The sequence below is a fragment of the Leucobacter sp. 1207-22 genome, from assembly GCF_052850455.1.
The window spans coordinates 195,602-222,189 of record NZ_VXCR01000004.1; the positions used below are offsets into that span (position 1 = coordinate 195,602).

Here is a 26,588-nt window from a genome sequence, read left to right on the forward strand (position 1 = left end):
GCCTTTCACGTCGCGGCTGATCCGCGCACAATGAGGTCAGGGAGGACTCGCGCACACGCATCAATGCCGCCGCGAAGGTACATCACATCGGTCCAGCCAGCTGCGGCGAGCGCATGCACTGCCCTGACCGAACGCGGATCGCGCTCGCAATACACGACGACCCGGCTTTCAGAACGGTGCGGCGGGGCAGGGAGATCGCCAGCGTCGATGCGGGCGATGTCGTGATGGATCGCGCCACGGATCCGTCTGCCCGTGAACTCGGCACCACTGCGGACATCAAGCAGCAGTACCCCTGCTTCCCGATGCAAGAACTCAGCCAGGTCAGCAGTCTCGAGAACGCCTACAGCTCCGTCACCGATCTCAGCCGCTGCCGCCGCGTCACCTGACTCAGTGACGCCAATACCTGCAAGTCCGCAAAACAGTTCGTAGTCCACCAGCTCTGTGACAGGCGCAGCCTGTGGATCGCGAGCAAAAGGAATCTCACGCGTGCGGGCACGCAACGCGTCATAGGTCAACACCCGTCCGATGAGCAGATCACCAATACCAGCAATCACCTTCATCGCTTCCGTCGCGAGCAACGAACCAATCGTGCCGCACAGCCCGGGGAGCACACCACCTTCTGCGCAGTTCATCACCAGCTCCGGCCCAGGTGGCGCAGGGAACAGATCGCGATACCCCGGACCATGCTCGTGCCAGGCAACGCTCACCTGGCCCGAATACTGCAGAATCGCGCCCCACACGAGGGGAATACGGGCAAGCTGAGCCGCATCATTCGTGAGGTACCGCGTCGGGAAGTTATCACTCCCATCGATGACCAGATCATACGCAGCAAAGATCTCAGCGGCATTCCCCGAGCTGAGACGCAACCGGTGCTCATCGACCACAACCCCAGGATTCAGCGCGCGCACACTCTCAGCAAGTGACGTCACCTTCGCGCGCCCCACATCCGCAACACCGTGCGCGATCTGCCGGTGCAGATTCGACAGCTCAACGATGTCATCGTCGATGATGCCGATCCGCCCAACGCCAGCACCGGCAAGATACGGTACGACCGCGCTCCCCAGCCCGCCAGCACCCACCACCAGCACGCGAGCTGCCGCAAGCCTTCGTTGCCCGATCTCCCCAAACCCAGGAAGCAGCATCTGTCGATGCGCGCGAGCACTCGCCTCAGACGACAGGGCAGGAATCGGCTCAACGAGCGGCGCGATCCTTGCGGTGTTCATGCTCCCCATCTTAGGTGCGCGGCGAGCGCTCCCACTCATGCAGCAGCGCAGTACGATGGCAGCATGTCGAAGATCACCGTCAGATACTTCGCCGCCGCAGCAGAAGCGGCAGGCCGCGACGAAGAGGTCTGGGAGTACCCAGGTACCCCTCCCAAACTCGATGACCTGCGTGCAGACCTCATCGCCAAGTACGGCGATGCCATTGCCACAGTACTTCGTTCAGGTTCGTTCCTGGTCAACGGGACCGTTCGACGCGACGGAGGTGCGCTCGCCGCAGGAGACGCACCGTCAGATCACACCGTTGATGTGCTTCCCGCGTTTGCTGGCGGGTGATTGAGACGATGACGCATTCCCCACGCACGCTCACCGAGCACGCGGCGATCGTTCGGGAGCTTCTCGCCCCCGTACTCGATCGTTGCGCGCTCGAGAACGCCGATGTGCTCTCACTGTATGACCCCGATCTCCCTGGCCGCGTGATCTCGCGAACGCTGACCAGCACAATCCCGCTGCCACCGTTCGACAATTCTCAGATGGACGGGTATGCCGTCCGCACCTCGGATTTCATCGGTCCAGGCCCCTATGAACTCCGCATCGGTCACACGACGGCCGCTGGCGATCCGCCACAACCACACGAACCCGCAACGGCTGCACCGGTGATGACGGGGGCACCGGTACCCCTCGGGGCCGATGCCATCATTCCGATTGAAGCAGCGGTGCCACCGCAATTCACGGAGCTTCGCCGCGCTGGTGACCTTGCGCCGACAGGGTCAGTTGGCTTCGCTGAGGCGCCACCTGCCGTGCAGTTCGTGCGACGGGCCGGTTCTGACCTCCCGCTTGGCGGTGAGCTTGTTGCTGCTGGCACGCGGCTCACCCCTGCCGTCATCGGCCTACTCGGCAATGCTGGCGTGCAGCACGTCCCAGTGCGACGGCAACCTCGAGTGCTCCTCGTGTCAACCGGTGACGAGGTCGCAGACACGACTGATGCAGCGCTCACTCACGGACGAATCTTTGACGCGAACACTCCGATGCTCAGCGCGCTTCTTCGGGAAGCAGGCGCATCAGTCACTCACATGCGTGTGGCAGATGATGCCACCGCGCTGCAGCAGCTTGTCACGACCTACGCTTCTGACTTCGATCTGCTGCTCACCTCTGGCGGCATCAGCGCGGGCGCATATGAAGTGGTTCGCGAGACCTTCACAGGCCACGGTGTCACGTTCACGGGCGTTGCTATGCAGCCGGGCGGGCCACAGGGTGTAGGCCTGCTGACGTTTGCCACACCGACCGGACAACCGGTGACGATTGCCGCCCTGTGTTTCCCAGGCAACCCCGTGAGTTGTGCGCTCTCTGCTGAATGCTTCTTGCTCCCGCTGCTGCGCGAATATGCCAGACGACCAGGTCGCCGTGATGCCGAAACCCGGCCACTTGCTCATGATGTGGTGTCACCATCACACAAACATCAGCTGCGCAGGGGGCGGATCCTGGCGGACGGCAGCGTGCGGGTCACGCCGCCGAGCTCACATTTGCTTGCAGACCTTGCTTCGGCAGAGGTCATTGCTCACATTCCGGTCGGTGTCACCGATCTTCCCGCCGGATCGCCCGTAGAAGTTTGGAGACTCCATGACTGAACCAGATCAGCAGCATCTCACCCACATCCGAGAAGATGGCAGCGCCCACATGGTCGACGTCACCGAGAAATCGGTAACGAAGCGCACCGCGCAGGCAGAGGCGATCCTTGAGACCCGCGCAGACGTCATCGCACAACTCGTTTCGGGCAATCTCCCGAAGGGCGAAGCACTCGGTACCGCGCGCATCGCCGGCATCATGGCGGCAAAGCGTACCTGGGAGCTCATCCCGCTCTGTCACCCACTTCCCATCACGAAGCTCGCGATTGACTTTGAGCCGGGTGAGACCAGCGTGCGGATCATCGCTTCTGCAACGGTGCGCGGTGTCACAGGCGTCGAGATGGAGGCCCTCACCGCAGCAAGTGTCGCAGCCCTCACCCTCTACGACATGATCAAGGCTGTCGACCACCAGGCAGTGATTACTACGACCCGCGTGCTCGCAAAGTCAGGCGGGAAGAGCGGCGACTGGTCAGTCGAATGAGGGTTGCGCACGTTATTGTCGCGTCAACCAGCGCAGCTGCAGGAACCGCTGAAGACCGCACCGGTCCGGTGATCGTGCAATGGCTTGCCGCACGCGGGTTCGCCGTCGAGGAGCCGATTGTCGTCGCTGATGGTGCACCCACTGGTGAAGCGGTCAAAGCAGCAATTGCGGCCGGTGTGGACCTCGTACTGACAACGGGCGGGACCGGCGTCTCCCCTACCGATCGCACCCCTGAGGAGGTTGCACCACTCCTCGAAGTACAGCTTCCAGGGCTCATCGATGCGCTCCGACTTCGCGGCGCAGCTGCGACGCCGACTGCTTTGCTCACCCGGGGCGTCGCTGGGTTCGCAGGGCGTACGTTCGTCATGACGATGCCAGGCTCACCTGGTGGAGTGCGTGACGGCCTCGACATTCTTGATGAGGTACTCGATCATATGCTTGGCCAGCGCACCGGCACCCCGCGTGGGGACCACGGACCACGCTAGCCAAGTTAGCGCTCTGGTCTGAGGTCGAATTCATCAAGCGCCCGACGCAACGAAACACCTGACCCGAATCCTGCCGAATGAGCGACCAGGCTACGGCTCCAGCTGGGATATTGTTCGAGCCGCGACTTCGCGTACTCTGCTCTCGCACGACGTATCTCCTGCGCGATGCGGCATCCTCGCATCGCATACGCACGATCAAGCGTGCTGCGGGAAACCCCCAGACGCTGTGCAAGCTGACCCGCGTTGAACCCAGGGTTCGTAAATTCGGCTTGAAGCACCCACTGTGCAGATTCAAACAGGCATTCGTTTGCAGGGTCGGTGGCTGATGCGGTTCGCACGATTCCTCGGGCAACCTCTCGTATGAGCGTCCGTAGGGTTGTCGTGTCGTCTCCGATGGTGTTGCCTTCGCTGTCAAGAATGCCCTTCAGGTACCCAAATGACGCACGACCGAGTGGCGCTTTCAACGTTTCTTCGCGCAGTCGTGCGGCCTCAGGCCGAAGCGGCTCAACCTCACCACGGTGAAATGAAAAGAGCATGCCTTCGCAGTACTCCGGCACTTTAAAGGTCAAGCGTTCACGCCCTGGGGGAACCACGTAAAACTGCTCACTGAACGCGGCGAGGGGCTTACCTGCGATAGAGACGTCAAGGTGGCCCTTTGTGCAGAGAATCAACCAGAATCGCTGCCCGCTGCCTTCTGCCCGGCGTTCGCGCATAATTGACACAGGCCCGCACTTAAACTGAGCGATCGAAAATGCGTCGAGCAATAAGGCGTTTACTGCGATTCGCCCCGGGTCGCCATCGCGCGGGAAGAGCTGAAACATACGATGAAAATCGATCGGGGTCTGAGTTGGGGTTCGCGTCCCCCAGTTCAGACGATGCCGACTGTGCTGCCGTGGGGATGCTTCGTCGGTGTCAAGAGCGGTGTTCATCTTACTTGGGGCCTTCCCGTGCCTGTTGGGTGAAATACAGATAGGTGAAAACCTACTTTTCACACGCCTCAATCAGAAGCAGGTCCCAAGAAGTGCAGTAGAGATGACCGTAGTTTCCGTGCATAGGGAAAAACTTCCCGAGTGACTGCGCGTTATTCTGTGCCACACTACGGCGCAGCATCAGTGCTGCCCGACAGACGCAGAACGCCTCGGACTCCATACAGAGTCCGAGGCGTTCTGCGTTCTCCCCGCAGGGAGAGCAATCAACCGCTAGATCCCGATCATTGCTTCGAACGGTGCACGTGCGAAGAAGATGATGAAACCAGCGGCAACAATCCACAGGAGCCAGTGAATCTTCTTTGCGCGACCGCTGAATGCGTTCACGAGAACGTACGAGACGAAGCCTGCACCAATGCCGTTTGCAATCGAGTAGGTCATCGGCATGACTGCGGCAGTCAAGAAGACGGGCAGCAGGATACGGAAGTCAGTGAGGTCAATGTTCTTGACCTGCGCCATCATCATCGCACCGACAATGACGAGTGCAGCGGCTGCAACCTCAGTCGGGACGATTCCGGTCAGCGGGGTGAAGAACATCGCAACGAAGAAGAGCAGACCGGTCACGATGTTCGCAAAACCGGTGCGTGCACCCTCACCAATACCTGCGCCAGACTCAACGAACACCGTGTTCGAAGACGACGACGTCAGGCCGCCGGCAATCGCACCAACACCTTCGACGACCAGTGCCGACTTCAGACGGGGGAAGTTACCCTTTTCGTCAGCGAGATCCGCTTCACGCGAGAGACCAGTCATCGTGCCCATTGCATCAAAGAAGTTGGTGAAGAGGAGCGTGAAGACCAGCATAATGACGGTGATTGTGCCAACCTTGCTGAAGTCGAAGCTAACTGCGCCGACAAGGCTGAGATCGGGAACGCTGAAGGGAGCGGAACCGAGTTCAGGAACCGTCAGTCCCCAACCACCAGCGTTGAACTCACCGTCTGCACCGATCTGCGGGCCGAGATGCGCAACTGCCTCAACGATCACTGCAATAACCGTGCCGGTGACGAGGCCAATAAGCAGGCCGCCCTTCACCTTCGCAGCGACGAGGACGCCAGTGAGAACAAGAGTAATCACGAAGAGCAGCGTCGGAATAGTAGCGATTGATCCCCCCTGGCCGAGACCAACAGGGGGTGAGTTCTGGCCGGTTGCAGTCACAAAGCCTGAGTTAACAAAGCCAATGAATGCGATGAAGAAGCCAATACCAACGGTGATCGCAAGCTTGAGTTCGACAGGAACGGCGTCGAAGATCATGCGGCGCAGGCCAGTCGCAGCAAGCAGCACAATGAGCACACCGTTGATGACAACGATCGCCATTGCCTCAGGCCAGGTGACTTCCTGGACAACCGAGAACGCAAGGAATGCGTTGATACCGAGGCCAGCAGCGAAGCCGAAGGGCAAACGCGAAACGAGGCCAAAGAGAATCGTCATGACGCCAGCGGTGAGAGCGGTAACCGCACTGACCTGGCCGAAGTCGAGCATGTTGCCTGCAACGTCAGGCTTCCCCGAGAGGATGATCGGGTTGAGGATCACGATGTAGGCCATCGTGACGAACGTCACGAGACCGCCGCGCACCTCTGTGCCGATGGTGGATCCACGCTCGGAAATTTTGAAGAAGCGGTCGAGCGCGCCCTTCGGTTCAGTCTGCTGAGCGGAGGCTTGAGCCACTGCGTACTCCTTGAGTTACTTGATCAGAACGCTGTTGAGGTGCAAATTCGGTATATGAATTCGCAACTAATTAACAGACACACGCTATCAGGTAAAACTCAGAATCAACGATCTCTGCTATCGTTCGCCGATTTCAATGCCATAACAAAGCGCCCCATCTACTCCGAACAGAGCAGGTGGGGTGCTTCAGCAAACGACAGAGTGTTTAGCTCACGCCGAGCAGATCAATCACAAAGATCAGGGTCTTGCCAGAGAGCGGGTGGCCACCGCGGGTGCCGTACGCCTGAGCAGGAGGGACGATGAGCTTACGACGGCCACCGACCTTCATGCCCGGAATACCTACCTGCCATCCCTCGATGAGCGCGCGAAGTGGGAAGTTGATCGACTCACCACGACCCCACGAAGAGTCAAACTCTTCACCCGAGTCGTATTCAACGCCCATGTAGTGAACATCGACAGTCGAGCTAGCAAGCGCCTCAGCGCCGTCACCCTCAACGAGATCAACAATCTCGAGCGTTGCGGGAGCCGGACCCTCAGGTGCGTCAATTTCAGGCTTGTTGAGCGAATTCGTCATGTCACTATTCTTACCGGATTCATCACTCAGTGCCATTGATTTCGCTGAGAGGGAAGCACCGCGCTCACGAGTTTGTCTCGATTTGCCGGTCCTTCCAGCATGCAATGCAAACGTCCGATAACCTGGGTTGGTGAGATTCGCGCATATAGCTATGACCCCAGACGCTCCGGCCGTGCTTGTTGTCCAGCACGGCGACCGCTATGTACGTGTCGCTGACCTTGGCTTCGAGACGAACACCTTGCAGGAGTTCATCGAGCTCGGCGCAGACGCACAGGCACGCCTTGCAGAGGCGATTGCGAAGGCTCCAGACGACGCTGGCATTGCTGTAGATGACGCGGTCTACGCGCCAGCAACGGTGAATCCGCCAAGCATCCTTGCGGTTGGTCTCAATTACGACGAGCACGCGAGCGAGCTCAGTCTGGACAATGACTCTGGTCCAGTTCTCTTTTCGCTGTTCCCGAATTCGCTCAACTCGCACAACGCTGAGGTCAAGCTCCCTGCACGCATCAGCCGCGAGGTCGATTACGAGGCAGAGCTCGGCGTCATTATCGGCAAGCCAGCGAAGAACGTCACGCCAGAAGAAGCGCTCGACTATGTCTTCGGCTACACCGCTGTCAATGACATTACGGCTCGCAACATCCAGTTCCAGGAGCCCCAGTGGGCACGTTGCAAGTCATTCGACACGTTTACCCCTGTCGGCCCTGTGGTGGTGACCGCAGATGAGATTCCTGATCCTCAGGCGCTCGCAATTACGACAGACGTCGATGACCTGCGCGTGCAGGACTCAACGACTGGGTTCATGATCCGCACCGTCGCACAGCTGATCTCTTCCCTGTCAGAGGAGCTCACGCTGCTTCCGGGCACGCTCATCTCGACCGGTTCACCCGGCGGTGCAGGTCGCTCGCGCAAACCACCGCTGTACCTCACGCCGGGCTCGACGGTGACGGTCACGATTGAGAAGATTGGCGAGCTTCGCTCGTACTGTGTAGCGGCAGACTAGTCCGCTCGCTCACGGGCTTCCGTTTGACGGTGGTCTGCGTTGACGATGGCTCTCGGCATGTTGCCGGGGGCCATTTTCGTTGCCCTGTGCGCTGACGACGCGGGGCCCGTACAGACGCCCCGGAGAAACAGCGATGGGCCCGGGACATGTGTCCCGGGCCCATCGCATTCAGCGGCGCAGTGCGCACCACTGCTGTTTCAGATGATTAGTCTTCGTCGCTCAGACCGGCAAGCTTCGCGGGCTGCAGTAGATCATCGAGCTGCGCCTGGTCAAGCAGACCAGCTTCAAGCACGAGATCCGACACCTTCGCGTTCGTTGCCAGCGCTTCCTTTGCGAGCTTTGCAGCCGACGCGTAGCCGATGACCGGTGCGAGTGCCGTGATGACGGTGACCGAACGGCCAACGATGTCTTCAAGGCGGTCCTCGTTCGCGGTGATGCCGTCAACACAGTTCACACGGAGGGTCTGGCACGCGCGCTCAAGCCACACGATCGACTGGAAGAGCGAGTGAGCAATGATGGGCTCGAATGCGTTGAGCTGGAGCTGGCCAGCCTCTACCGCCATCGAAACCGTGACGTCGCAGCCAGCAACCGAGTACGCCACCTGGGTGACCGACTCAGGAATAACAGGGTTGACCTTACCTGGCATGATCGATGAGCCTGCCTGGCGTGCGGGGAGGTTGATCTCGCCGAGGCCAGCCTGCGGGCCCGATGACAGCAGTCGAAGGTCGTTCGATATCTTCGAGAGCTTCATAGCGGTGCGCTTGAGCGCACCAGAGAACGTAATGAATACGCCGGTGTCGCTGGTCGACTCAATGAGATCGCCTGCAGTGACCAGGTCGAGTTCGGTGATCTCGCGCAGGTGCTTGATGACCGATTCCTTGTAGCCCTTGGGAGCGTTGATGCCCGTACCGATTGCGGTAGCACCCATGTTGACCTCGCCAAGCAGCGAGACAGCTTCCTTGAGGCGGTCAACATCTTCACGCAGGGTTACGCCGAAAGCGTTGAACTCCTGACCAAGGGTCATCGGAACAGCGTCCTGTAGCTGTGTGCGGCCGACCTTTACGATGTGAGAGAACTCACGGCCCTTGTTCTGGAACGAATCCGCAAGAAGCGTGAGCTCCTCAAGCAGCGACTTCAGCGAGAACGCAAGGGCAACCTTGATTGCCGTTGGGTACGTGTCGTTAGTCGACTGGCTGTGGTTCGTGTGGTCGTTCGGGTTAATGAACGAGTAATCACCCTTGGTGTGACCTGCGAGCTCAAGCGCGCGGTTGGTGATGACCTCGTTCGCGTTCATGTTCGTTGAGGTGCCAGCACCACCCTGGACAACACCCACCACGAACTGATCGTGGAACATACCACTCTTGATCTCTTCACAGGCCTGATCGATGAGCTTCGTGCGCTCATCATCCAGTGCGCCAATCTCGTTGTTCGCACGAGCTGCTGCCTGCTTCACGCAAGCGAATGCACGTACGAAGTCGGGGTAAACCGAGATCGGTCGTCGAGCAATCGGGAAATTCTCGTTTGCACGCGCGGTATGCACACCCCAGTAGGCCTGTGCGGGAATTTCGACGCTGCCGAGAGAATCGGTCTCGGTACGCGTCTCAGATGCGAGGAAATCGCTCACTTGTATCGCTCCGGTGTATTCGAAGAAACAGACGGCGGAGGCCCGCCGAAGTACCACGGTTAACCTTACTCCCGTCGCAGTCAAAAGCAGTCATAAATCTAAGGAATCATCTCCGAATCGCAAGAACCTCATGTTTATTCACGAAAGTCACTGCTTTTTGTCGGGCGCGCCCGGCTCTTCGGGTCGATGTTCGGATCGCTGAGGAAGCGGAATGGGGCCGGTCATTCCGTCTGAAAGTGGTCCATTCTGCGGAACTGAGTCAACCTCCCCAACTGGAATAGGCTGCCGCCTCAAGACGTCAATCGGCGCAGTGAGCGTCTCATCCTGAGTGCCCGTCGGCTCTCCACCCTCGGGACGACCTGCGTGCGATACCACGAGGTGTGGCGCGGATCCGATCCGCACCCGCACCCGCAGGTCTCGCCCGATGAACCACCACAGCACGCCAACTAGGCACGCGAGCAGACCCGCGATTGCCGCGACTCCCAGTGCCCACCGCGGACCGAAGCGGTCAGCCACCGCACCGGCGACCGGTGCGCCAATCGGCGTACCGCCCATGAGCACCGCAAAGTAAAGGGAAAGCACACGTCCCCGTACTGCGGGGTCGCTCGTCGTTTGCACGAAACCGTTCGCGGTCGACAGTAGCGTCGCGGTGCAATAGCCAAGCAACACTAACGAGATCGCGAATGTCCAGAACGAGGGCATCAGTGCTGAGATCAGTGCAGCAGCTCCCAGACCGCCAGCAGCAAGCACCACGACGCGCATGCGCGCGGCAGGGCGTCGTGCGACGAGGAGTGCACCAGACAACGATCCGATCGCGAGTATCGAGGACAGCACCCCATACTCCCCCGCGCCACGGCCAAATTCAACGGCCATGGTCGACGAGTACACCGGGAAGTTCATCGCGAACGCGCCAACGAGGAACACAATGATGAAGATGACAAGCAAATCCTTGCGCATCCACACGTATTTAAACCCAGCAACGAGCTGATTTCCCTGGACCCCACGCGCGCCAACCGCCGCACGCGACTCTGGCTGTATGCGGATCGCGGAAAGCGCGAGGAGCATTGCAACGAACGAGGCCGAGTTGATGATGAACACCCACCCAGATCCGACACCTGCAATGAGCAGACCTGCGACCGCTGGGCCAACCAAGCGCGCTGAGTTGAAGGATGCAGAGTTCAGCGCCACCGCGTTCGAGAGCTCAGACTGGTCAACGAGGTCCGAGACGAAAGCTTGACGCGACGGCGTATCAAACGCGTTCACAATGCCGAGTCCGAGCGCGAAAAGGTAGAGGTGCCAGAGCTCAGCGGTCCCGAGCACGAGCAGTAGTCCTAGTGCGCACGCAAGTGTCATCAGGAGCGACTGCGTGATGAAGAGTACCTTGCGGCGGTCAAAGCGATCCGCGACCGCCCCACTCAAAGGAACAAGTAACAGCTGCGGGCCGAATTGTAAGGCCATCGTGATGCCAACTGCAGTGGCGTCGTTGTCGGTGAGCTCGGTCAGCACCACCCAGTTTTGCGCGGTTGCCTGCATCCAGGCCCCGATGTTTGAGACAAGCGCTCCGAAGAACCAGATCCGATAGTTCCGAATTGACAGGGATCTGAACATCGTTGACACGTTTCGGGGCTCCTTTGGTTGCCCCTACCCTACGCCCGTACGATGCTCCACGGCCAGGCCTCAGCAAATGTTAGAACTTGTCACCCATGTCGAGCAGGCGACGAATACGATCGGGGATCGGCGGGTGGGTCGCGAAAAGACGCTGCGTGAGGCCGGGCTTCAGCGGATCCGCGATCCATAGATGCGCCATGCTCGAGTTCTGCTTCTGCATCGGCTGCCCGTATGTCGAAAGCTTGTGCAGCGCGCTCGCCAGCGCCTCTGGATGCCGTGTGGTGAGGGCCCCAGTCGCATCAGCAAGGTATTCACGCTGACGCGAAACAGCGAGCTGCACGATGCTTGCAACCAGTGGCGCAACGAGCATCGCAAGAATACCGAAGATCATGACCACCGGATTGTTGTTGTTATTGTTGCGGCTGAAGAACACCATGCGAACGAGCATGTCGCTGATCATGCCGACGGCGACCACAAGCCCGTACACGATCATCGACACTCGAATGTCATAGTTGCGCACGTGACCGAGCTCATGAGCCATGACGCCCTCAAGCTCAGAATCCGTCATCATATCGAGCAGACCGGTCGTTGCCGCCACCATCGCGTGGGCAGGGTCGCGACCCGTTGCAAACGCATTCGGCGCAGGGTCATTCACGATGTACACCTCAGGCATCGGGGTTCCCGTTGTGATCGCAAGGTTTTCAACGATGCGATACAGGCGGGGATTGTCAGCCTGCGTGATCCGCTGCGCACCACTCATCATGATGGCCTGCTTGCCAGCGGCAAAGTACTGAATGAGCGCGAAACCGCACGCAAACACCATCACCCAGATAACGATGGTCCAGGAGTTGTAGATGTAGGAGGCAAGCCAGCCCAGGCCGCCAATGACTGCCAGGAACAACAGAATGATGAGCACACTGTTGATCTTGTTCTTTCGGATTGCGCTGTACACGCGAGAGCTCTCTTAAACCTTCAGCGTGCGGAGACTAGAACTGGATGCGTGGTGGCTCCGAGATCGCAGCGACGTCTTCAACCTCAAAGAAGTCGCGCTGCTTGAAGCCCATGCCACCAGCAAAGATATTGTTCGGGAACACCTGAATCTTGGTGTTGTACTCACGAACGCCGCCGTTGTAGAAGCGGCGCGATGCCTGAATCTTGTTCTCGGTGTCGACGAGCTCCGACTGGAGCTGCAGGAAGTTCTGGCTCGCCTGAAGCTGCGGGTACGCCTCAGCAACGGCGAAGATGCTCTTCAGGGCGTTCTGCATGTGACCCTCTGCCACTGAGGCTTCAGCAGGCCCCTGAGCAGAGATCGTCTCGGCACGCGCCTTCGTGACTGCCGAGAAGACGCCTTCTTCGTGAGCCGCATAGCCCTTCACGCTCTCAACAAGCGAAGGAATCAGGTCTGCACGACGCTTGAGCTGCACCGTGATGTCGCTCCACGCCTCATCGACGCGAACCTTGAGCGTGACGAGCGAGTTGTAGGTCGCCCACACGTAGATACCAAGAATCAGCACCAAGCCAAGTGCAATCAGGAGTGCAATCAATCCGCCGTTCATGCGGCAAGTCTATCCGCCGTGCCCATGAATCCGCTGTGTCATTCTGGCGAAAGCTGGGTACTCGCAACATTCTTTTCGTTAGAGCTCGCGCAAATCCCGCTCAAGCTCAGCCTGAAACGCCGCACGAACCCGTGCTCGCTCTCTGAGAGATGCGCGGATCCGTAAGAACAGACCGAGGCCAGCCGCAACGAGCAGAGCGACAATCAACACCAACTTTGCAAACGCCACGCTGCCACAGTACACCTCGGCTCTAAAGGCACTATGCTTTGGTGGTCGCGGGCTTTCCTCGCGTTCCCCCTATAGCCCAATTGGCAGAGGCAGCTGACTTAAAATCAGCCAAGTCTGGGTTCGAGTCCCAGTGGGGGGACTTTTCATGTGATGGCCCCAGATCGACTGTTCTGCTGTTCGGCTGAAGCCAGGTTTCATCCCTTCTCGTGCGGGGTTACTTTTTGCACACGCTCCCTCATCGCAGAACACCGTGTGCTCGAGTACTTTTCGCTGGTGTTTCTACCCCACACTCGATACTGTTTTCTCAGCTAGCACATCGATGTCGCCTAGCAAATCGTCAGTAGGCAACGGGTTGCCACAAACGTTGGGAAAGCTATGCCAAAGAAGTACGCCAAGATGCTCGCCACAGGCTCTCTCCTCGCATTGAGCGGGGCCGCATTCATTGCCCCTGCCGCCCAGGCAGTAGAGTCGGCAGATGCGCCTGTTGGTTGCTCGTATTGGCATAAGGGAACCAACTACTACGTTTCTGTACAACCCACCACGGACCGCACGTACGCAGTGACCGTTGTGGACCTGAAGTCATTTGCCTCTGAATCCACGAAGGAAGACGCCTTCCTGCAGATGCCGCTGGATCTACGCATGAGCGAGAATGTTGTGACGGTAAATCCAGCAGTACACATCTCTGGTGTTTCCATCTCACAGTCAATCTCCACAGCAGAGTCATCGGACCCATCCGGCATCGCAATTAGCGACTACATTCGCCAAGCGCCTGCACCTTGGGAGAGTGTGTCCGTGACGGGAAATGTGATCTCTTGGCGCCAGGACATGGACGCACGCTCCGATGAAAATGGGGTGCAGGTGCTCCCCAGCGACTATTTCTTCCCAGGCATGTCGATTGACGATTCAGCCGGAGTTCTCGAGTTCACGCTGACTGTCCCGGAGAGCGTCTCAGGCCAAGTGCAACTCTTCGAAGGCGTAGGTTCGAACTACATGAGTTCGGCAATCATCGTTGATACGGGCGTGTGGGAAGCAGATGTGGCGATGCGCGATGACATCCCGGGCTGCTCCGTGAACATTAAGGCGCCCGTCGACCCCGAGCCAGAACCCAAGCCGGAGCCAGAACCAGAGCCTAAGCCAGAGCCCAAGCCGGAACCCAAGCCAAAGCCAGAACCCAAGCCGGAGCCAGAACCAGAGCCTAAGCCAGAGCCCAAGCCGGAACCCAAGCCAAAGCCAGAACCCGTCGCACCCCAGCCAGGCACCACCAAGCCGGCAACAAAGCCCGCCGCTCTTGCGAATACTGGAGCACATGACGCGACGCTTCTCATGCTGCTTGGTACGGCCACTGCAGCCGCCGGAGTCGGACTCGTTGTCCGCGGTCGCCGCGTACGCCGATAACGGAGCGACCCTAGAACGTGTCGCGTTGAATATCTGGTGTCGGCATTCTTCACCTTGAAATAGCAGAAGCCCCTCCCATATCTGGGAGGGGCTTCTGCTATTTCAGCCTGCGTCCGGCAGGCTAGTTGCTCAGGCGATCACGAAGACCGGTGAGCTGGTCGTTCAGCGCTGCTGGGACACGATCACCGAACTGACCGAAGAATTCTTCGGTGAGGTCAGCCTCTGCGAGCCACGACTTGGGATCAATCGCGAAGAGCTCTTCGAGATCAGCTGCGGGCACCTCGATGCCAGAGAGGTTCAACTCGCCTTCAGCGGGAACAGTGCCAATCGCGGTCTTGCGGCCGGTGTGCTCACCCTCGACACGACGGATGATCCAGTCAATGACGCGTGAGTTGTCACCGAAGCCAGGCCACAGGAATCGTCCGTCGTCGCCCTTGCGGAACCAGTTCACCTGGAAGATCTTGGGAGCATTCTCACCAAGAATCTCGCCCATCTCGAGCCAGTGACCCCAGTAGTCGGCCATGTTGTAGCCACAGAAAGGAAGCATCGCGAAGGGGTCGCGGCGGAGTTCACCAACGGTGCCCTCCTGTGCCGCGGTCTTCTCAGACGAGATGGTTGCGCCGACGAATACGCCATGCTCCCACGAAAGTGACTGAGCTACGAGCGGGACGTTGGTCGCACGGCGGCCACCGAAGAGGATTGCGTCGAGCGGAACGCCGTCCTGCTCGTACCAGTCCTGAGCAAGCGTCGGCGTCTGCTGGATGGGCACGGTGAAACGTGAGTTCGGGTGCGCAGCGACACGACCCGACTCGGGAGTCCAGTCGTTGCCGAGCCAGTCGATAAGGTGCGAGGGAACCTCGTCAGTCTTACCCTCCCACCAGACATCGCCGTCATCGGTCAGCGCAACGTTCGTGTAGATGGTGTGGCCCCAGAGGGTCTCCATCGCAACAGGGTTCGTCGACTCACCGGTACCGGGAGCAACACCGAAGAATCCAGCTTCAGGGTTGATCGCGTACAAACGACCGTCTTTGCCGGGGCGAAGCCACGCAATGTCATCACCAATGGTCTCGACCTTCCAGCCGGGAATGGTGGGCTGCAGCATTGCAAGGTTGGTCTTGCCACATGCCGAGGGGAACGCGGCAGACAGGTGGTATGCCTTGTTGGTCTCAGTGTTCGTGAGCTTCAGGAGCAACATGTGCTCTGCAAGCCAGCCCTCGTTCTTGCCCATGACCGAAGCAATACGGAGCGCGAAGCACTTCTTCGAAAGCAAGGCGTTTCCGCCGTAGCCGGATCCGTATGACCACACCTCAAGGGTTTCGGGGAAGTGGGTGATGTACTTCGTGTCATTGCTTGGCCACGCGATGTCTTCTTCACCCTCTGCGAGAGGTGCGCCAACCGAGTGAACGGTGCGTACCCACTCAGAACCAGGGGTGATGCCGTCGAGCGCTGCCTGGCCCATACGGGTCATGATCCGCATGTTGAGAACTGCGTACGGTGAATCGGTGATCTCGATACCGAGCTGCGTAATCGCGCCGCCAACGGGACCCATCGAGAAGGGTACGACGTACATGGTACGTCCACGCATCGAGCCAGCAAAGAGCGGCATAAGCTCAGCCTTCATGGCCTCCGGTGCTGCCCAGTTGTTTGTGGGACCAGCGTCTGCCTCGTTCTCGGAGCAGATGAACGTGCGATCCTCGACACGAGCAACGTCGTTCGGGTTCGAGCGTGCGAGGAAGCTTCCGGGACGGATGTCCTTATTCAGCGCAATGAGGCTGCCAGCCTCAACCATCTCCGAAGTGATGCGGTTCCATTCGTCCTGCGAACCATCGCACCACAGCACAGCGTCAGGCTGCGTCAGCTCAGCGACTTCAGTCACCCAACTCAGCACCTCTTCATTGCCGGTCTTTGCTTCAGCGCGCACAAGCGCTGCGTAGTTCAGGCTTGTTGCCGTCTGGTCATTACCCATGAGTATGTGTCTCCTTGGAGTGAAACCGCACCCTTTTCAGGTGTGTACAACCATCTTCCCCCACAAATTCACCTACTATTTTCCAAATGAGCTGTAAAAATTCAGCTTTTTTGACATAGAGTCAAATGCATGGTCCCTCAGGATACTCCCACTATTTCTGGTGCAGACATGGATCGCATGATCCTTGGCAAACGACTTCGGCACTACCGTACGCATGCTGGGCTCACCCTCGAACAATTGGGCGAGCGCGTTGGTGTTGTCGCGAGCCAAATTTCACACATCGAAAACGGCCGCCGTGAGCCCAAGCTTGTATTGATTCAGGCTCTTGCACGGGAACTCGAGATTGAACCAGGCGACCTCCTCTCCCCCGAAGCGCCCGACGAACGTAGCCGACTTGAAATCGAGCTCGAGCGCGCGCAATCTACTCCGTCATACCAACGGCTTGGCTTGCCCCACATTCGTGCTCCGCGCAGTTTGAGTGATGACACGCTCGCAACCCTCGTTGGCATGCACCAAGAACTTGCACGGCGTAGCCGCGCTGCGGCTTCCACCTCAGAAGAAGCACGGCGTGCAAACACTGTGATCCGCACCCAGATGCAAGAACGCAACAATTACCTGCCCGACATCGAACTGCTGGCCTCAGACCTCATGCGTCGAATCGGGCACGGCAACGGCGCAGTCACCCACCGTGAAGTCGCGATGCTTGGTGAACTGCTCGGGTTCACCCTGATCTTTGTTGATGATCTGCCAGAGAACACTCGCAGCATGACCGACCTCGAGAACGGTCGTATTTACTTGCCGCCGGCCTCAATTCCTGGGGGCCACGGCCTGCGTTCGCTCGCACTGCAGGCGATGGGCCATCGTGTGCTCGGCCACGACAAGCCAGCGAGCTACGCAGAATTCTTGCAACAGCGGCTGCAAATCAACTACTTCGCCTCCGCCTGCCTTATCCCGGAGGCACGCGCAGTGGAATTCTTGCAGAACGCTAAGCGCAATCGGAACCTCGCGATTGAGGACTTCCGCGATGCGTTTGGCGTGACCCACGAGGCTGCAGCGCACCGGTTCACCAACCTCGCGACCAGGCACCTCGACCTTCGGGTACATCACTACCGAACTGACGCCGTGGGTTCGCTGCTGCGCGGGTATGCGAATGACGGTCTCCCCTTCCCCACTGACGAAGACGGTTCGATTGAGGGCGAGCTGCTCTGCGCAAAGTGGGGTGGCCGAACCGCTTTTCACCGCACTGACCGCACGAGTGAGTTCTACCAATACACCGACACCCCGAACGGAACCTACTGGACCAGTGTGCAGACCGGGCAGGCAGACGCTGGAAACTTCGCGATTGCGTGTGGAGTTTCCTTCGATGACTCCCGCTGGTTCCGGGGCCGCGATACGAGCATGCGCGAAGTGTCCACATGCCCTGATCCGGCATGCTGCCGCACGGCGCCTCGCGATCTGCGCTCGCGCTGGGAAGGTAAGGCCTGGCCCAGCGCCCGCATGCACGCACACGTGCTATCCCCGCTTCCCACCGGCACCTTCCCCGGCGTCGATGACACTGCGATGTTTGAGTTCCTCTCGCGGCACTCTCCTTCGCAGCCATAGTTCACACAGTGGGCGCGGATCAGCAGCGCACAGCATTACCCCAAGCTGAGGGCGAAAATTCAGCTCAGACAAAGCCCCACTTCGCTACGCTAGTGAAGTAGTACAAGCCCTGGAAAGGACTCGACCACCACAATGAGCAATCCCGCCTTCTCGAAGAACCCGGCGCTGAACGGCAAGCAGAACCTCACCGCTGATGAGCTGCGCCGTATTTACGATCAGCCTGCAGCCGAGGTGAACCGTCCTGGCGTCGACGCACCTGCTGGTGCAGCGCCTGGCGCCGGTGTGCCCGCTGGCACTCCGACGATGCCAGCATCGTCCTCCCCTATGACCTATGAGAACACCATCTCGAAGACGGTGTTCCTCTTCATCCTCACCGTCGCCTGTGCCGCGGTTGGCTGGATGGCAACGCCTTCCATGCCGTTCATCCCGTTTGTCGGCGCGATCGTGGGCCTCGTGCTTGGTCTCGTGAACTCGTTCAAGAAGCAGCCAAGTGTTCCCCTCATCATCGGGTACGCCGCGTTCCAGGGTCTTTTCCTTGGCGGCATCTCAATGATCTTTGAGGCACAGTGGGCCGGCATCGTTTCGCAGGCCGTCATTGGCACCTTCGCGGTCTTCGGCGTCACCCTCCTGCTCTTCCGCAGCGGCAAGGTTCGCACGAGTCCCCGCATGACCAAGATCGTGCTGATCGCTATGGTCGGCTACGGTGTCTTCTCGCTCATCAACTTCATCCTGATGATGACCGGCATCAACGACAACCCATGGGGTCTGCGCGGTGCAACCATCTTTGGTTTCCCCCTCGGTGTGGTCATCGGTCTGCTCGCAGTCGCCCTCGCCGCTTACTCGCTTGTCATGGACTTCGAGATGATTCAGAACGGCGTGCAGAACCGCGTCCCCGAGAAGTGGGGCTGGAGCGCAGCGTTCGGCATCATGGTGACCCTTATCTGGCTGTACGTTGAGATCCTCCGCATCATCGCGATCTTGCGAGGCAACGACTAATTGTCGCCCGCGTCGCAAGACGCTGACGCTCTCAAGAGCGCGGATCAGGGGTGGAGCACTTTCGAGTGCTCCACCCCTTTTCTCATGCCCGCGGCCTGGTCGTCCGTCGTATCCGGCGCAACTCCGTGAGAACGCGCCTTCCCTGCGAGATCACCCCTTTCTGCCGCATGAAGGCGCCCTTCTCGGCAACAACCCCAGATCTCGCGCCAGTGGCCCGTGGGCGACCGCCGTCAGCTCGCCTCAAGGAAACGCTCAGGGGAAAAGAAATGAGGGGCCGCACCTCAAAGGTGCGGCCCCTCATTCGTTCAGCTCAGCTGAGACCAGGGTGTGGGCTTACTCCCACTCGATGGTCCCAGGGGGCTTTGAGGTCACGTCGAGCACAACTCGGTTGACCTCAGGCACCTGGTTGGTGATCTTGTTCGAAATGCGCGCGAGCACGTCATACGGGACACGAGTCCAGTCTGCAGTCATCGCGTCCTCTGAGGAGACGGGACGCAGCACAATCGGGTGACCGTACGTACGGTGATCGCCCTGGACGCCAACTGAACGGACGTCTGCGAGCAGCACGACCGGGCACTGCCAAATCGTCTGATCGAGGCCTGCTGCGGTCAGCTCTTCACGGGCGATCGCGTCGGCCTCGCGCAGAACCTCGAGTCGGTCACGGGTGACCTCGCCGACGATGCGGATACCGAGACCCGGACCAGGGAACGGCTGACGACCAACGATTTCCTCGGGAATGCCGAGTTCGCGACCGATCTCACGAACCTCATCCTTGAACAGCGCACGAAGCGGCTCGATGAGCTCAAAGTCGAGGTCCTCAGGAAGACCACCAACGTTGTGGTGAGACTTGATGTTTGCGGTACCTGACCCGCCGCCCGACTCAACAACGTCGGGGTAGAGCGTGCCCTGAACCAGGAACTTCACCTTCTCGCCCGAAGCCTTCGCTTCTGCAACAAGGTCAAGCTGCACCTTCTCGAACGCGCGAATGAACTCACGTCCGATAATCTTGCGCTTGGTCTCGGGGTCAGTAACGCCCTCAAGGTGGCCGAGGAAGGTGTCTGCAGCGTCAACGGTGATGAGCTTCACACCGGTCGATGCGACGTAGTCGCGCTCAACCTGCTCACGCTCGCCCTTGCGGAGGAGGCCGTGATCGACGAACACAGCGGTGAGCTGATCACCGATCGCCTTGTGTACGAGCGCGGTCGAAACTGCCGAGTCAACGCCGCCCGAGAGTGCCGAGATGACGCGTGCGTCACCAACCTGTGCGCGGATCGACTCGATCTGCTCAGCGATGACATTGCCTGCGGTCCAATCAGCAGGAATTCCCGCGATCTCGTGCAAGAACTTCTCGATCATTGCCTGACCGTGTTCCGAATGCTTTACCTCGGGGTGCCACTGCACGCCGTACATACGCTTTTCAGGCGAGCCGAAAGCCGCAACCGGGGTAAGCGCAGTGCTTGCTAGTACTTCAAAGCCCTCGGGAGCCTGCGAAACGGAATCACCGTGGCTCATCCACACGTTCTGGCTTTCAGGCAGACCGCCAAGCAGTGCGCCGCCGCCAGCAACGAGGTCGGCTTCAATTCGGCCGTACTCGCGGTCACCGGTCTCGCTCACCACGCCACCGAGCGTGTGCGCCATAACCTGGAAGCCGTAGCACATACCGAACATCGGGATACCGAGGTCGAAGATTGCGGGATCAAACTGCGGAGCACCATCTTCGTATACCGAAGAAGGACCGCCCGACATCATGATCGCGAGGGGCTGCTTCTCAGCAACTTCTGCCGCCGTGATCGAGTGCGGGACGAGCTCGGAGTAAACCCCTGCTTCGCGCACGCGGCGGGCGATCAGCTGCGCGTACTGCGCGCCGAAGTCAACCACGAGCACCGGGCGGTGCGCGGTGCCTGTCTGTTCTGCCATGCTGGCCTTTCGATTAGTGAGAGAAAAGTCTAGCTCGCACAGTGTGCGTGCGGGAGGGGACATAAGCCCCGCGGGACTACGCGCCAGAGCTGCTTGTTGCAGTACTCGTGACGTCTGTCACTTCAGCCTCTTTTGCTTCGAGGAAGCCAGTCACCTGGCGAACCACGCGTGCTTCGAGGAAGAAGGACATGAAGGGAATCACACCGCCGAGCGCAATCAACAGGAACTTGCTGAAGCCCCAGCGCATCGGGCTCCAAAGCATGAAGTCCGAAATGAGGTAGATCACGTAGAACCAACCGTGAGCGATAAGAATCGCCTTGAAGAGATCAAACCCTGGCTGTACAAAGTCAGCTTCAACGCCCTCAGGTGCAATTTCACGGAACACCGCGAATCCATCTGGCGTGAAGAGGTACAGCTGTACTCCGACCGCGTACTTCATCACCATCACTGCGCACAGCAGGAGGAGCATGAGGCCCGTGATCACCGACGTCACCTTATAGATTGACAGCGCACGCTTGATACGCGGGTAATCTTCGGGCTTCGGCTGCAGTTGCATGATGTCCATTCTATTCTGCGTCGACGCGCGCTTGTTCTGCGAGCGCCTTGAGTTCGTGTTCTTTCTCCCACGCGTCGCGGGTGAGACGGAACCAGAAGAACACTGCGAAGCCGGCAAACACCACCCATTCAACCGCGTAGAAGAGGTTCAACCAGTTCACCTGCTCGGGTTCAGATGGCGGGACTGAGTCAATCGCGTCCAATCCTGCAGCATCGAGCAGTGTGCTCATTTCAGCTTGCGGATGCAACACCATGTATCCGGCATACACTGGCTCGTTCAGCTCACCCCAGGTGTTAATGAGCTGAGCAGGCACCATAGCAGTCATGAGGTGCGGATCCTGATCCGCACCTGGGCGTGCAGGCGCCTCAGCAGGCATCATTCTTCCCTCGAGCGGGAAGACCTGTGTCGGATCGACGGTAGCCTCAAGCAGTGCAATGGCCTGCGAAGCGTCAGAGGCAGTAGGCGCCCAACCGATGGCAGCTGAGAGATTACTAGCTGGATCTTCAGTCGCAAATCGGCCGACGACCCAAACCCCCTCGACACCATCGTTCTGACGCTTTTCGACGATGTTGAAGTCACCGGGAACAAGAGTGCCGTCGATCTCGACCACGGAACCTGCGGCGAGCTCGTTCAGCCCGCCACCAGGCTTTGCAAGCTCGGTCAGGGACTTCACCGTCTCAGTGTCTGCGAGTGCAGAAACGTCCGAACGGATCGCAGTACCGAGCTGCCACCGACCGAGCCACGCGAATGCTGCGGCAACGGCCAACGCGAGCAGGAGCGCCAAAATCCACTGCGGACGGCGCATCACCTGCCCAAGCGTTGGTTCGCCGAGGTATTCGGGTGTTTTGCGAGCCACTGTTTAGCGTTCTGCGTAGACGATGCCGACTCGCTGGAACTCCTTGACATCGGAGTAACCCGTGGTCGCCATCGAGCGGCGCAAAGCACCAATAAGGTTTGAGTAGCCGTCTGCACGATGTGCTGGGCCGTTGATGATCTCGGCAAGCGGAGCGATCTGTTCGAACGACATCCGCGTGCCACGGGGAAGATCCTCGTGGTGAGCTTCCTGGCCCCAGTGACGACCACGACCTGGCGCATCAGTAGCGCGCGCAAGGGCGCCACCAAGCATGACTGCATCTGCACCACATGCGATCGCCTTGACCAGGTCGCCCGAGGTACCAAGACCGCCATCAGCGATCACGTGAACGTAACGGCCGCCCGATTCATCAAGGTAGTCGGTACGTGCACCAGCAACATCAGCAATTGCGCTCGCCATTGGCGCACGCACACCAAGAGTTGCACGCGTCGTTGACGAAGCGCCGCCGCCAAAGCCAACAAGCACACCAGCTGCGCCAGTACGCATCAGGTGGAGCGCAGACTGGTACGTTGCAACGCCACCAACGATGACGGGAACGTCAAGCTGGTAAATGAATTCCTTGAGGTTCAAGGGTTCACGTCCCGCGACGGACACATGCTCAGCGGAAACCGTGTTGCCACGGATCACAAACATGTCGACACCCGACTTCACGACGGTGTCAGCGAACTCGGCGGTGCGGTGCGGTGAAAGGGCGCCTGCCACAGTGACACCCGCTTCGCGGATCTCAGCGAGGCGGTCACGAATCAGCTCAGACTTGATAGGAGCAGAGTACAGTTCGCGCATGCGGTGCACTGCCTCAACCTCATCATCAATTCGAGCAATCTCGTCGAGCAAAGGCTCGGGATTCTCATGACGTGTCCAGAGACCTTCAAGATTCAGGACGCCAAGGCCACCAAGGCGACCAAGCTCAATCGCCGTTGCTGGCGACATCACCGAGTCCATTGGTGCACCAAGTACCGGAATCTCGAACTGGAATGCGTCAATCGACCAAGCGGTCGACACGAGCTCTGGGTCGCGCGTACGACGAGTCGGCACCACACCGATTTCGTCGAAGGTGTACACGCGACGGGCCCGCTTGCCCCGGCCGATCTCGATCTCGTTACTCACGATCACTCTTTCTTTCCGCGCCGCAGCGCCGGTGAAGTGTTATTACTTCTTGTAGTTCGGTGCTTCGACAACCATCTGGATGTCGTGCGGGTGCGATTCCTTCAGACCCGCTGCAGTGATACGAACGAACTGACCGCGCTCCTTGAGCTCGGAGATCGTGCGTGCACCGACGTAGAACATCGACTGACGGAGACCGCCGGTCATCTGGTGTGCAACGGCACCTACCGGGCCGCGGTAGGGAACCTGGCCTTCAATGCCCTCAGGGATGAGCTTCTCATCGCTCGGGACGTCTGCCTGGAAGTAGCGGTCCTTCGAGTACGAGGTTCGCTCACCGCGAGTCTGGAGCGCACCGAGTGAGCCCATTCCACGGTAGCCCTTGTACTGCTTGCCGCCGATGAAGACAAGGTCGCCAGGGCTCTCGTCGGTTCCTGCGAGCAGCGAACCCATCATGACAGCTGAGGCGCCAGCAACGAGAGCCTTCGCAATGTCACCTGAATACTGCAGGCCGCCATCAGCAATCACGGGGACACCCATGGGAGTCGCAGCCTTCGCTGCCTCGTACACTGCAGTCACCTGAGGCACACCGACACCAGCGATCACACGAGTGGTGCAGATCGATCCGGGACCGACACCCACCTTGATTGCGTCTGCGCCTGCCTCAGCAAGTGCCTTCGCACCTGCGTAGGTTGCGACGTTGCCGCCGATAACGTCGACGCCGGCAAACGCTGGGTCTGCCTTGATCTTCGAAATGATGTCGAGCACGCCCTTGCTGTCACCGTTTGCGGTGTCAACAACGATAACGTCGACACCTGCATCAACGAGCTGGCCAGCACGCTGCCACGCATCGCCGAAGAAGCCAACAGCTGCGCCGACGCGAAGTCGACCTGAGTCGTCCTTCGTAGCGAGTGGGTACTGCTCTTCCTTGTCGAAATCCTTCACAGTAATCAAACCGGTGAGCTTCCCGTTCGCGTCAACGAGTGGAAGCTTCTCGATCTTGTGCTGTCGGAAGATGTCAGCGGCTGCCTCACGCGAGATACCCGCGGGTGCAGTGATGAGAGGCATGCGAGTCATCGCGTCACCGACGCGAACCTGTGCACGATCCTTGACATCGATGAAGCGCATATCGCGGTTCGTGATGATGCCGAGCAGAATACCTGCTGCGTCAACAACGGGGAGACCCGAAACACGGTATTCACCGCAGATTGCATCTACCTCTGCAACAGTGGCGTCGACAGACGTCGTCACTGGGTTAGTGATCATGCCAGCTTCACTGCGCTTCACACGGTCGACCATTTCTGCCTGATCCTGAATCGACAGGTTACGGTGCAGAATGCCGAGACCACCATTGCGCGCCATGGCGACGGCCATGCGCGTCTCGGTGACGGTGTCCATTGCCGCAGAGATGAGCGGAATGTTCAGGCGAATGCGTCGGGTGAGCTGGGTACTAGTGTCAGCCTCACTCGGAATCACGTCGGTGTGCGCAGGCAGGAGCAGCACATCGTCGTAGGTGAGACCGGTGAACGCGAAGGGGTCACGCTGTTCCATAGAACCTCTCTCAATTGTGGCCAAGACTCGGGCCGATTTAGGAGGCTAATATGCACTCCTCACCTGTATCAGTCTAAACGAACCTGACCGGTGTTCGTCTGGACGTACGCTCTGGGGGTATTCCGCGCTTTCCGAATCATGTCGGTGACCAGGAGAACGAGTGCAATCCAGACGGCAATAAATCCAACCCACCGGCCCCAGGAAACAGCTTCACCGAGCACCAAATAGCCATAGAGGAAGCCAATGATTGGCGTAATGAACTGCAGGAAGCCGACGTACGTGAGAGAGAGTCTGCGCGCTGACTCTCCAAATAGGATGAGTGGCGCGGCAGTAATCAGACCGCTCACGAGCACGAGCGCAAAGATGCCTGCGCCGTGCGAGAACGCGCTCAAGCCAACCGTTGAGGCAAGGACAATTCCCTGTACGACACCAATCGGTGTCGAGATGAAGGACTCGACGGCGAGTCCGGTAATTCCATCTACGGACTCGATCCGCTGGTGTACGACACCGTACAGGCCAAACGACAGCGCAAGTCCGATCGAGATCCACGGGAACTTGCCGTACGCAATCGCCGAGGCGATGACGCCTGAGAGCGCGATGGCCACGGCTGCCCATTGCAGTTTGTTGAGCTTCTCGCCAAAGAACACCACTCCGAACAACACCGTGAAGATCGGGTTGATGAAGTATCCAAGCGAGGTCTCAAGCACGTGCCCGGTGACAACACCGATCACAAAAATTTGCCAGTTTGCGTAGAGCAAAATGGCTGACAGCGAAAACATGCCGAGAAGCTTCGGTGTTTTGAAGATTCGCGCCACCGATTGCCACTTTCTGGCGATCGAAACCAACACAGCGCACACCAGGAGCGTAGACAATACGCGCCACGACACGATCTCGAGTGGCGAAACCACGGAGACGAGCGTGAAGTACAGGGGGAAGGCACCCCAGATCAGGTATGCGCCGATTCCATATGCTATTCCTCGACGCGTCTCATTCACCGCACCAGTCTACAGAGGTGTGGGGTGTGCAGGTGTGGCGGAAAACACGCAAAAGGCGGGGCAGTCCGACCTCGGACCGACCCGCCTTTTGGCGCTGTTGTACTTAGCGCTCGATGATCGCGAGGATGTCGCGTGAGTTGAGCACGAGGTAGCTTTCGAGACCAACCTTGATCTCGGTGCCACCGAACTTCGCGTAGATGACCTTGTCGCCTACTGCAACGTCCATGGGGATGCGGGTGCCAGCGTCAGAAATACGACCGGGGCCTACAGCCACGACCTCGCCCTCAAGGGGCTTTTCCTTTGCGCTGTCAGGGATAACGAGACCCGACGCAGTGGTCTGCTCGGCCTCGACCTGCTTGATGACGATACGATCCTCGAGCGGCTTGATAGCAACCGACACGGTTGACCTCTTTCTCCAATGGAAGCGTGGTTAGTACGCTGCGTGCCCCGGGAGGAGCCCGCCTGGGTACGAGTCTACGGGCCAAATTGGCACTCTCGCAAGACGAGTGCCAATGATTCAGAGCGCGGATCGCGGACAGCGAACGAGAGCCCCTCGGTAGAATCGAACTCCGACTTTCCCACC

At 59.2% G+C, this 26,588-nt stretch carries 25 protein-coding genes and 1 tRNA gene; 9 read left to right on the forward strand and 17 right to left on the reverse strand.

The window, feature by feature from the left end; translation table 11 throughout:
• Positions 1–5: 5 nt before the first annotated feature.
• On the reverse strand, positions 6–1,223 hold the full coding sequence (locus tag FW756_RS09090) for a ThiF family adenylyltransferase (RefSeq protein ID WP_446429840.1): 1,218 nt from the start codon (positions 1,221–1,223) through the stop codon (positions 6–8).
• A 63-nt stretch (positions 1,224–1,286) separates the two neighbouring features.
• On the opposite strand from FW756_RS09090, the gene FW756_RS09095 reads away from it, so the two are divergent.
• From FW756_RS09095 to FW756_RS09110, 4 genes are read left to right on the forward strand one after another with little or no spacing between them, the layout of a single operon-like run.
• A complete protein-coding gene (locus FW756_RS09095) occupies positions 1,287–1,556 on the forward strand; it encodes a MoaD/ThiS family protein (protein WP_446429841.1) in 270 nt (89 codons plus the stop codon).
• 8 nt (positions 1,557–1,564) lie between these two features.
• Complete coding sequence (locus FW756_RS09100; protein WP_446429842.1) at positions 1,565–2,848, forward strand: molybdopterin molybdotransferase MoeA; 1,284 nt, start codon at positions 1,565–1,567, stop codon at positions 2,846–2,848.
• The gene (gene moaC / locus FW756_RS09105) at positions 2,841–3,326 is read left to right on the forward strand and encodes a cyclic pyranopterin monophosphate synthase MoaC (RefSeq protein WP_446429843.1); all 486 of its coding nucleotides are present in this window, start codon (positions 2,841–2,843) and stop codon (positions 3,324–3,326) included. The genes FW756_RS09100 and moaC overlap by 8 nt, the downstream gene beginning before the upstream one ends.
• Positions 3,323–3,811, forward strand: coding sequence for a MogA/MoaB family molybdenum cofactor biosynthesis protein (locus tag FW756_RS09110; RefSeq protein WP_446429844.1), 489 nt, complete (start codon positions 3,323–3,325; stop codon positions 3,809–3,811). The genes moaC and FW756_RS09110 overlap by 4 nt, the downstream gene beginning before the upstream one ends.
• Positions 3,812–3,816: 5 nt before the next feature.
• Here the strand turns inward: FW756_RS09110 and FW756_RS09115 are convergent, their stop codons facing one another.
• The 3 genes from FW756_RS09115 to FW756_RS09125 all read right to left on the reverse strand — a co-directional run bounded on the left by FW756_RS09115 (position 3,817) and on the right by FW756_RS09125 (position 7,036).
• Complete coding sequence (locus tag FW756_RS09115; protein ID WP_446429845.1) at positions 3,817–4,533, reverse strand: hypothetical protein; 717 nt, start codon at positions 4,531–4,533, stop codon at positions 3,817–3,819.
• Positions 4,534–5,010: 477 nt separating this feature from the next.
• Positions 5,011–6,462 carry an NCS2 family permease gene (locus FW756_RS09120; RefSeq protein ID WP_446429846.1) on the reverse strand — a complete coding sequence of 484 codons (1,452 nt, stop codon included), beginning with the start codon at positions 6,460–6,462 and terminating at the stop codon, positions 5,011–5,013.
• 205 nt (positions 6,463–6,667) lie between these two features.
• The gene (locus tag FW756_RS09125; RefSeq protein WP_446429847.1) at positions 6,668–7,036 is read right to left on the reverse strand and encodes an FKBP-type peptidyl-prolyl cis-trans isomerase; all 369 of its coding nucleotides are present in this window, start codon (positions 7,034–7,036) and stop codon (positions 6,668–6,670) included.
• Between the two features lie 130 nt (positions 7,037–7,166).
• On the opposite strand from FW756_RS09125, the gene FW756_RS09130 reads away from it, so the two are divergent.
• Positions 7,167–8,036 (forward strand): fumarylacetoacetate hydrolase family protein, encoded by an 870-nt coding sequence (locus FW756_RS09130; RefSeq protein ID WP_446429848.1) that lies wholly within the window; start codon positions 7,167–7,169, stop codon positions 8,034–8,036.
• A 205-nt stretch (positions 8,037–8,241) separates the two neighbouring features.
• Here FW756_RS09130 and FW756_RS09135 read toward each other — a convergent pair whose 3' ends face one another.
• From FW756_RS09135 to FW756_RS09155, 5 genes are all read right to left on the reverse strand, one after another.
• Positions 8,242–9,660, reverse strand: coding sequence for an aspartate ammonia-lyase (locus FW756_RS09135; RefSeq protein ID WP_446429849.1), 1,419 nt, complete (start codon positions 9,658–9,660; stop codon positions 8,242–8,244).
• Between the two features lie 147 nt (positions 9,661–9,807).
• A complete protein-coding gene (locus FW756_RS09140; protein WP_446430036.1) occupies positions 9,808–11,268 on the reverse strand; it encodes an MFS transporter in 1,461 nt (486 codons plus the stop codon).
• 79 nt (positions 11,269–11,347) lie between these two features.
• Complete coding sequence (locus FW756_RS09145; RefSeq protein WP_446429850.1) at positions 11,348–12,220, reverse strand: M48 family metalloprotease; 873 nt, start codon at positions 12,218–12,220, stop codon at positions 11,348–11,350.
• A gap of 34 nt (positions 12,221–12,254) precedes the next feature.
• Positions 12,255–12,824, reverse strand: a complete 570-nt coding sequence (locus FW756_RS09150) for a LemA family protein (RefSeq protein ID WP_446429851.1) — start codon at positions 12,822–12,824, stop codon at positions 12,255–12,257.
• Positions 12,825–12,902: 78 nt separating this feature from the next.
• On the reverse strand, positions 12,903–13,052 hold the full coding sequence (locus tag FW756_RS09155) for a hypothetical protein (RefSeq protein WP_446429852.1): 150 nt from the start codon (positions 13,050–13,052) through the stop codon (positions 12,903–12,905).
• Positions 13,053–13,117: 65 nt separating this feature from the next.
• On the opposite strand from FW756_RS09155, the gene FW756_RS09160 reads away from it, so the two are divergent.
• Both FW756_RS09160 and FW756_RS09165 read left to right on the forward strand, forming a co-directional pair.
• Positions 13,118–13,191, forward strand: a tRNA-Leu gene (locus FW756_RS09160).
• A gap of 236 nt (positions 13,192–13,427) precedes the next feature.
• Entirely contained in the window at positions 13,428–14,447 is a 1,020-nt protein-coding gene (locus tag FW756_RS09165) for an LPXTG cell wall anchor domain-containing protein (protein WP_446429853.1), read from the forward strand.
• 121 nt (positions 14,448–14,568) lie between these two features.
• On the opposite strand, the gene FW756_RS09170 is transcribed toward FW756_RS09165, so the two are convergent.
• Positions 14,569–16,413: a phosphoenolpyruvate carboxykinase (GTP) gene (locus tag FW756_RS09170; protein WP_446429854.1), complete on the reverse strand. Its 1,845-nt coding sequence runs from the start codon at positions 16,411–16,413 to the stop codon at positions 14,569–14,571.
• A gap of 129 nt (positions 16,414–16,542) precedes the next feature.
• Here FW756_RS09170 and FW756_RS09175 point away from each other — a divergent pair, with 129 nt between their 5' ends.
• Positions 16,543–18,015 (forward strand): helix-turn-helix domain-containing protein, encoded by a 1,473-nt coding sequence (locus FW756_RS09175; RefSeq protein ID WP_446429855.1) that lies wholly within the window; start codon positions 16,543–16,545, stop codon positions 18,013–18,015.
• 132 nt (positions 18,016–18,147) lie between these two features.
• Positions 18,148–19,011 carry a Bax inhibitor-1/YccA family protein gene (locus tag FW756_RS09180; RefSeq protein WP_446429856.1) on the forward strand — a complete coding sequence of 288 codons (864 nt, stop codon included), beginning with the start codon at positions 18,148–18,150 and terminating at the stop codon, positions 19,009–19,011.
• Between the two features lie 333 nt (positions 19,012–19,344).
• On the opposite strand, the gene guaA is transcribed toward FW756_RS09180, so the two are convergent.
• From guaA to groES, 7 genes are all read right to left on the reverse strand, one after another.
• Positions 19,345–20,928, reverse strand: a complete 1,584-nt coding sequence (gene guaA, locus FW756_RS09185) for a glutamine-hydrolyzing GMP synthase (RefSeq protein WP_446429857.1) — start codon at positions 20,926–20,928, stop codon at positions 19,345–19,347.
• 76 nt (positions 20,929–21,004) lie between these two features.
• Positions 21,005–21,484 carry a DUF3817 domain-containing protein gene (locus tag FW756_RS09190; protein WP_446429858.1) on the reverse strand — a complete coding sequence of 160 codons (480 nt, stop codon included), beginning with the start codon at positions 21,482–21,484 and terminating at the stop codon, positions 21,005–21,007.
• A 10-nt stretch (positions 21,485–21,494) separates the two neighbouring features.
• Positions 21,495–22,340 carry an SURF1 family cytochrome oxidase biogenesis protein gene (locus FW756_RS09195; protein WP_446429859.1) on the reverse strand — a complete coding sequence of 282 codons (846 nt, stop codon included), beginning with the start codon at positions 22,338–22,340 and terminating at the stop codon, positions 21,495–21,497.
• A 3-nt stretch (positions 22,341–22,343) separates the two neighbouring features.
• Complete coding sequence (locus FW756_RS09200; RefSeq protein ID WP_446429860.1) at positions 22,344–23,465, reverse strand: GuaB3 family IMP dehydrogenase-related protein; 1,122 nt, start codon at positions 23,463–23,465, stop codon at positions 22,344–22,346.
• Between the two features lie 42 nt (positions 23,466–23,507).
• The gene (gene guaB, locus FW756_RS09205) at positions 23,508–25,010 is read right to left on the reverse strand and encodes an IMP dehydrogenase (protein ID WP_446429861.1); all 1,503 of its coding nucleotides are present in this window, start codon (positions 25,008–25,010) and stop codon (positions 23,508–23,510) included.
• Between the two features lie 68 nt (positions 25,011–25,078).
• Positions 25,079–26,005, reverse strand: a complete 927-nt coding sequence (gene rarD, locus FW756_RS09210; protein WP_446429862.1) for an EamA family transporter RarD — start codon at positions 26,003–26,005, stop codon at positions 25,079–25,081.
• A 103-nt stretch (positions 26,006–26,108) separates the two neighbouring features.
• Positions 26,109–26,405, reverse strand: a complete 297-nt coding sequence (groES, locus tag FW756_RS09215; protein WP_446429863.1) for a co-chaperone GroES — start codon at positions 26,403–26,405, stop codon at positions 26,109–26,111.
• Positions 26,406–26,588 lie beyond the last annotated feature (183 nt).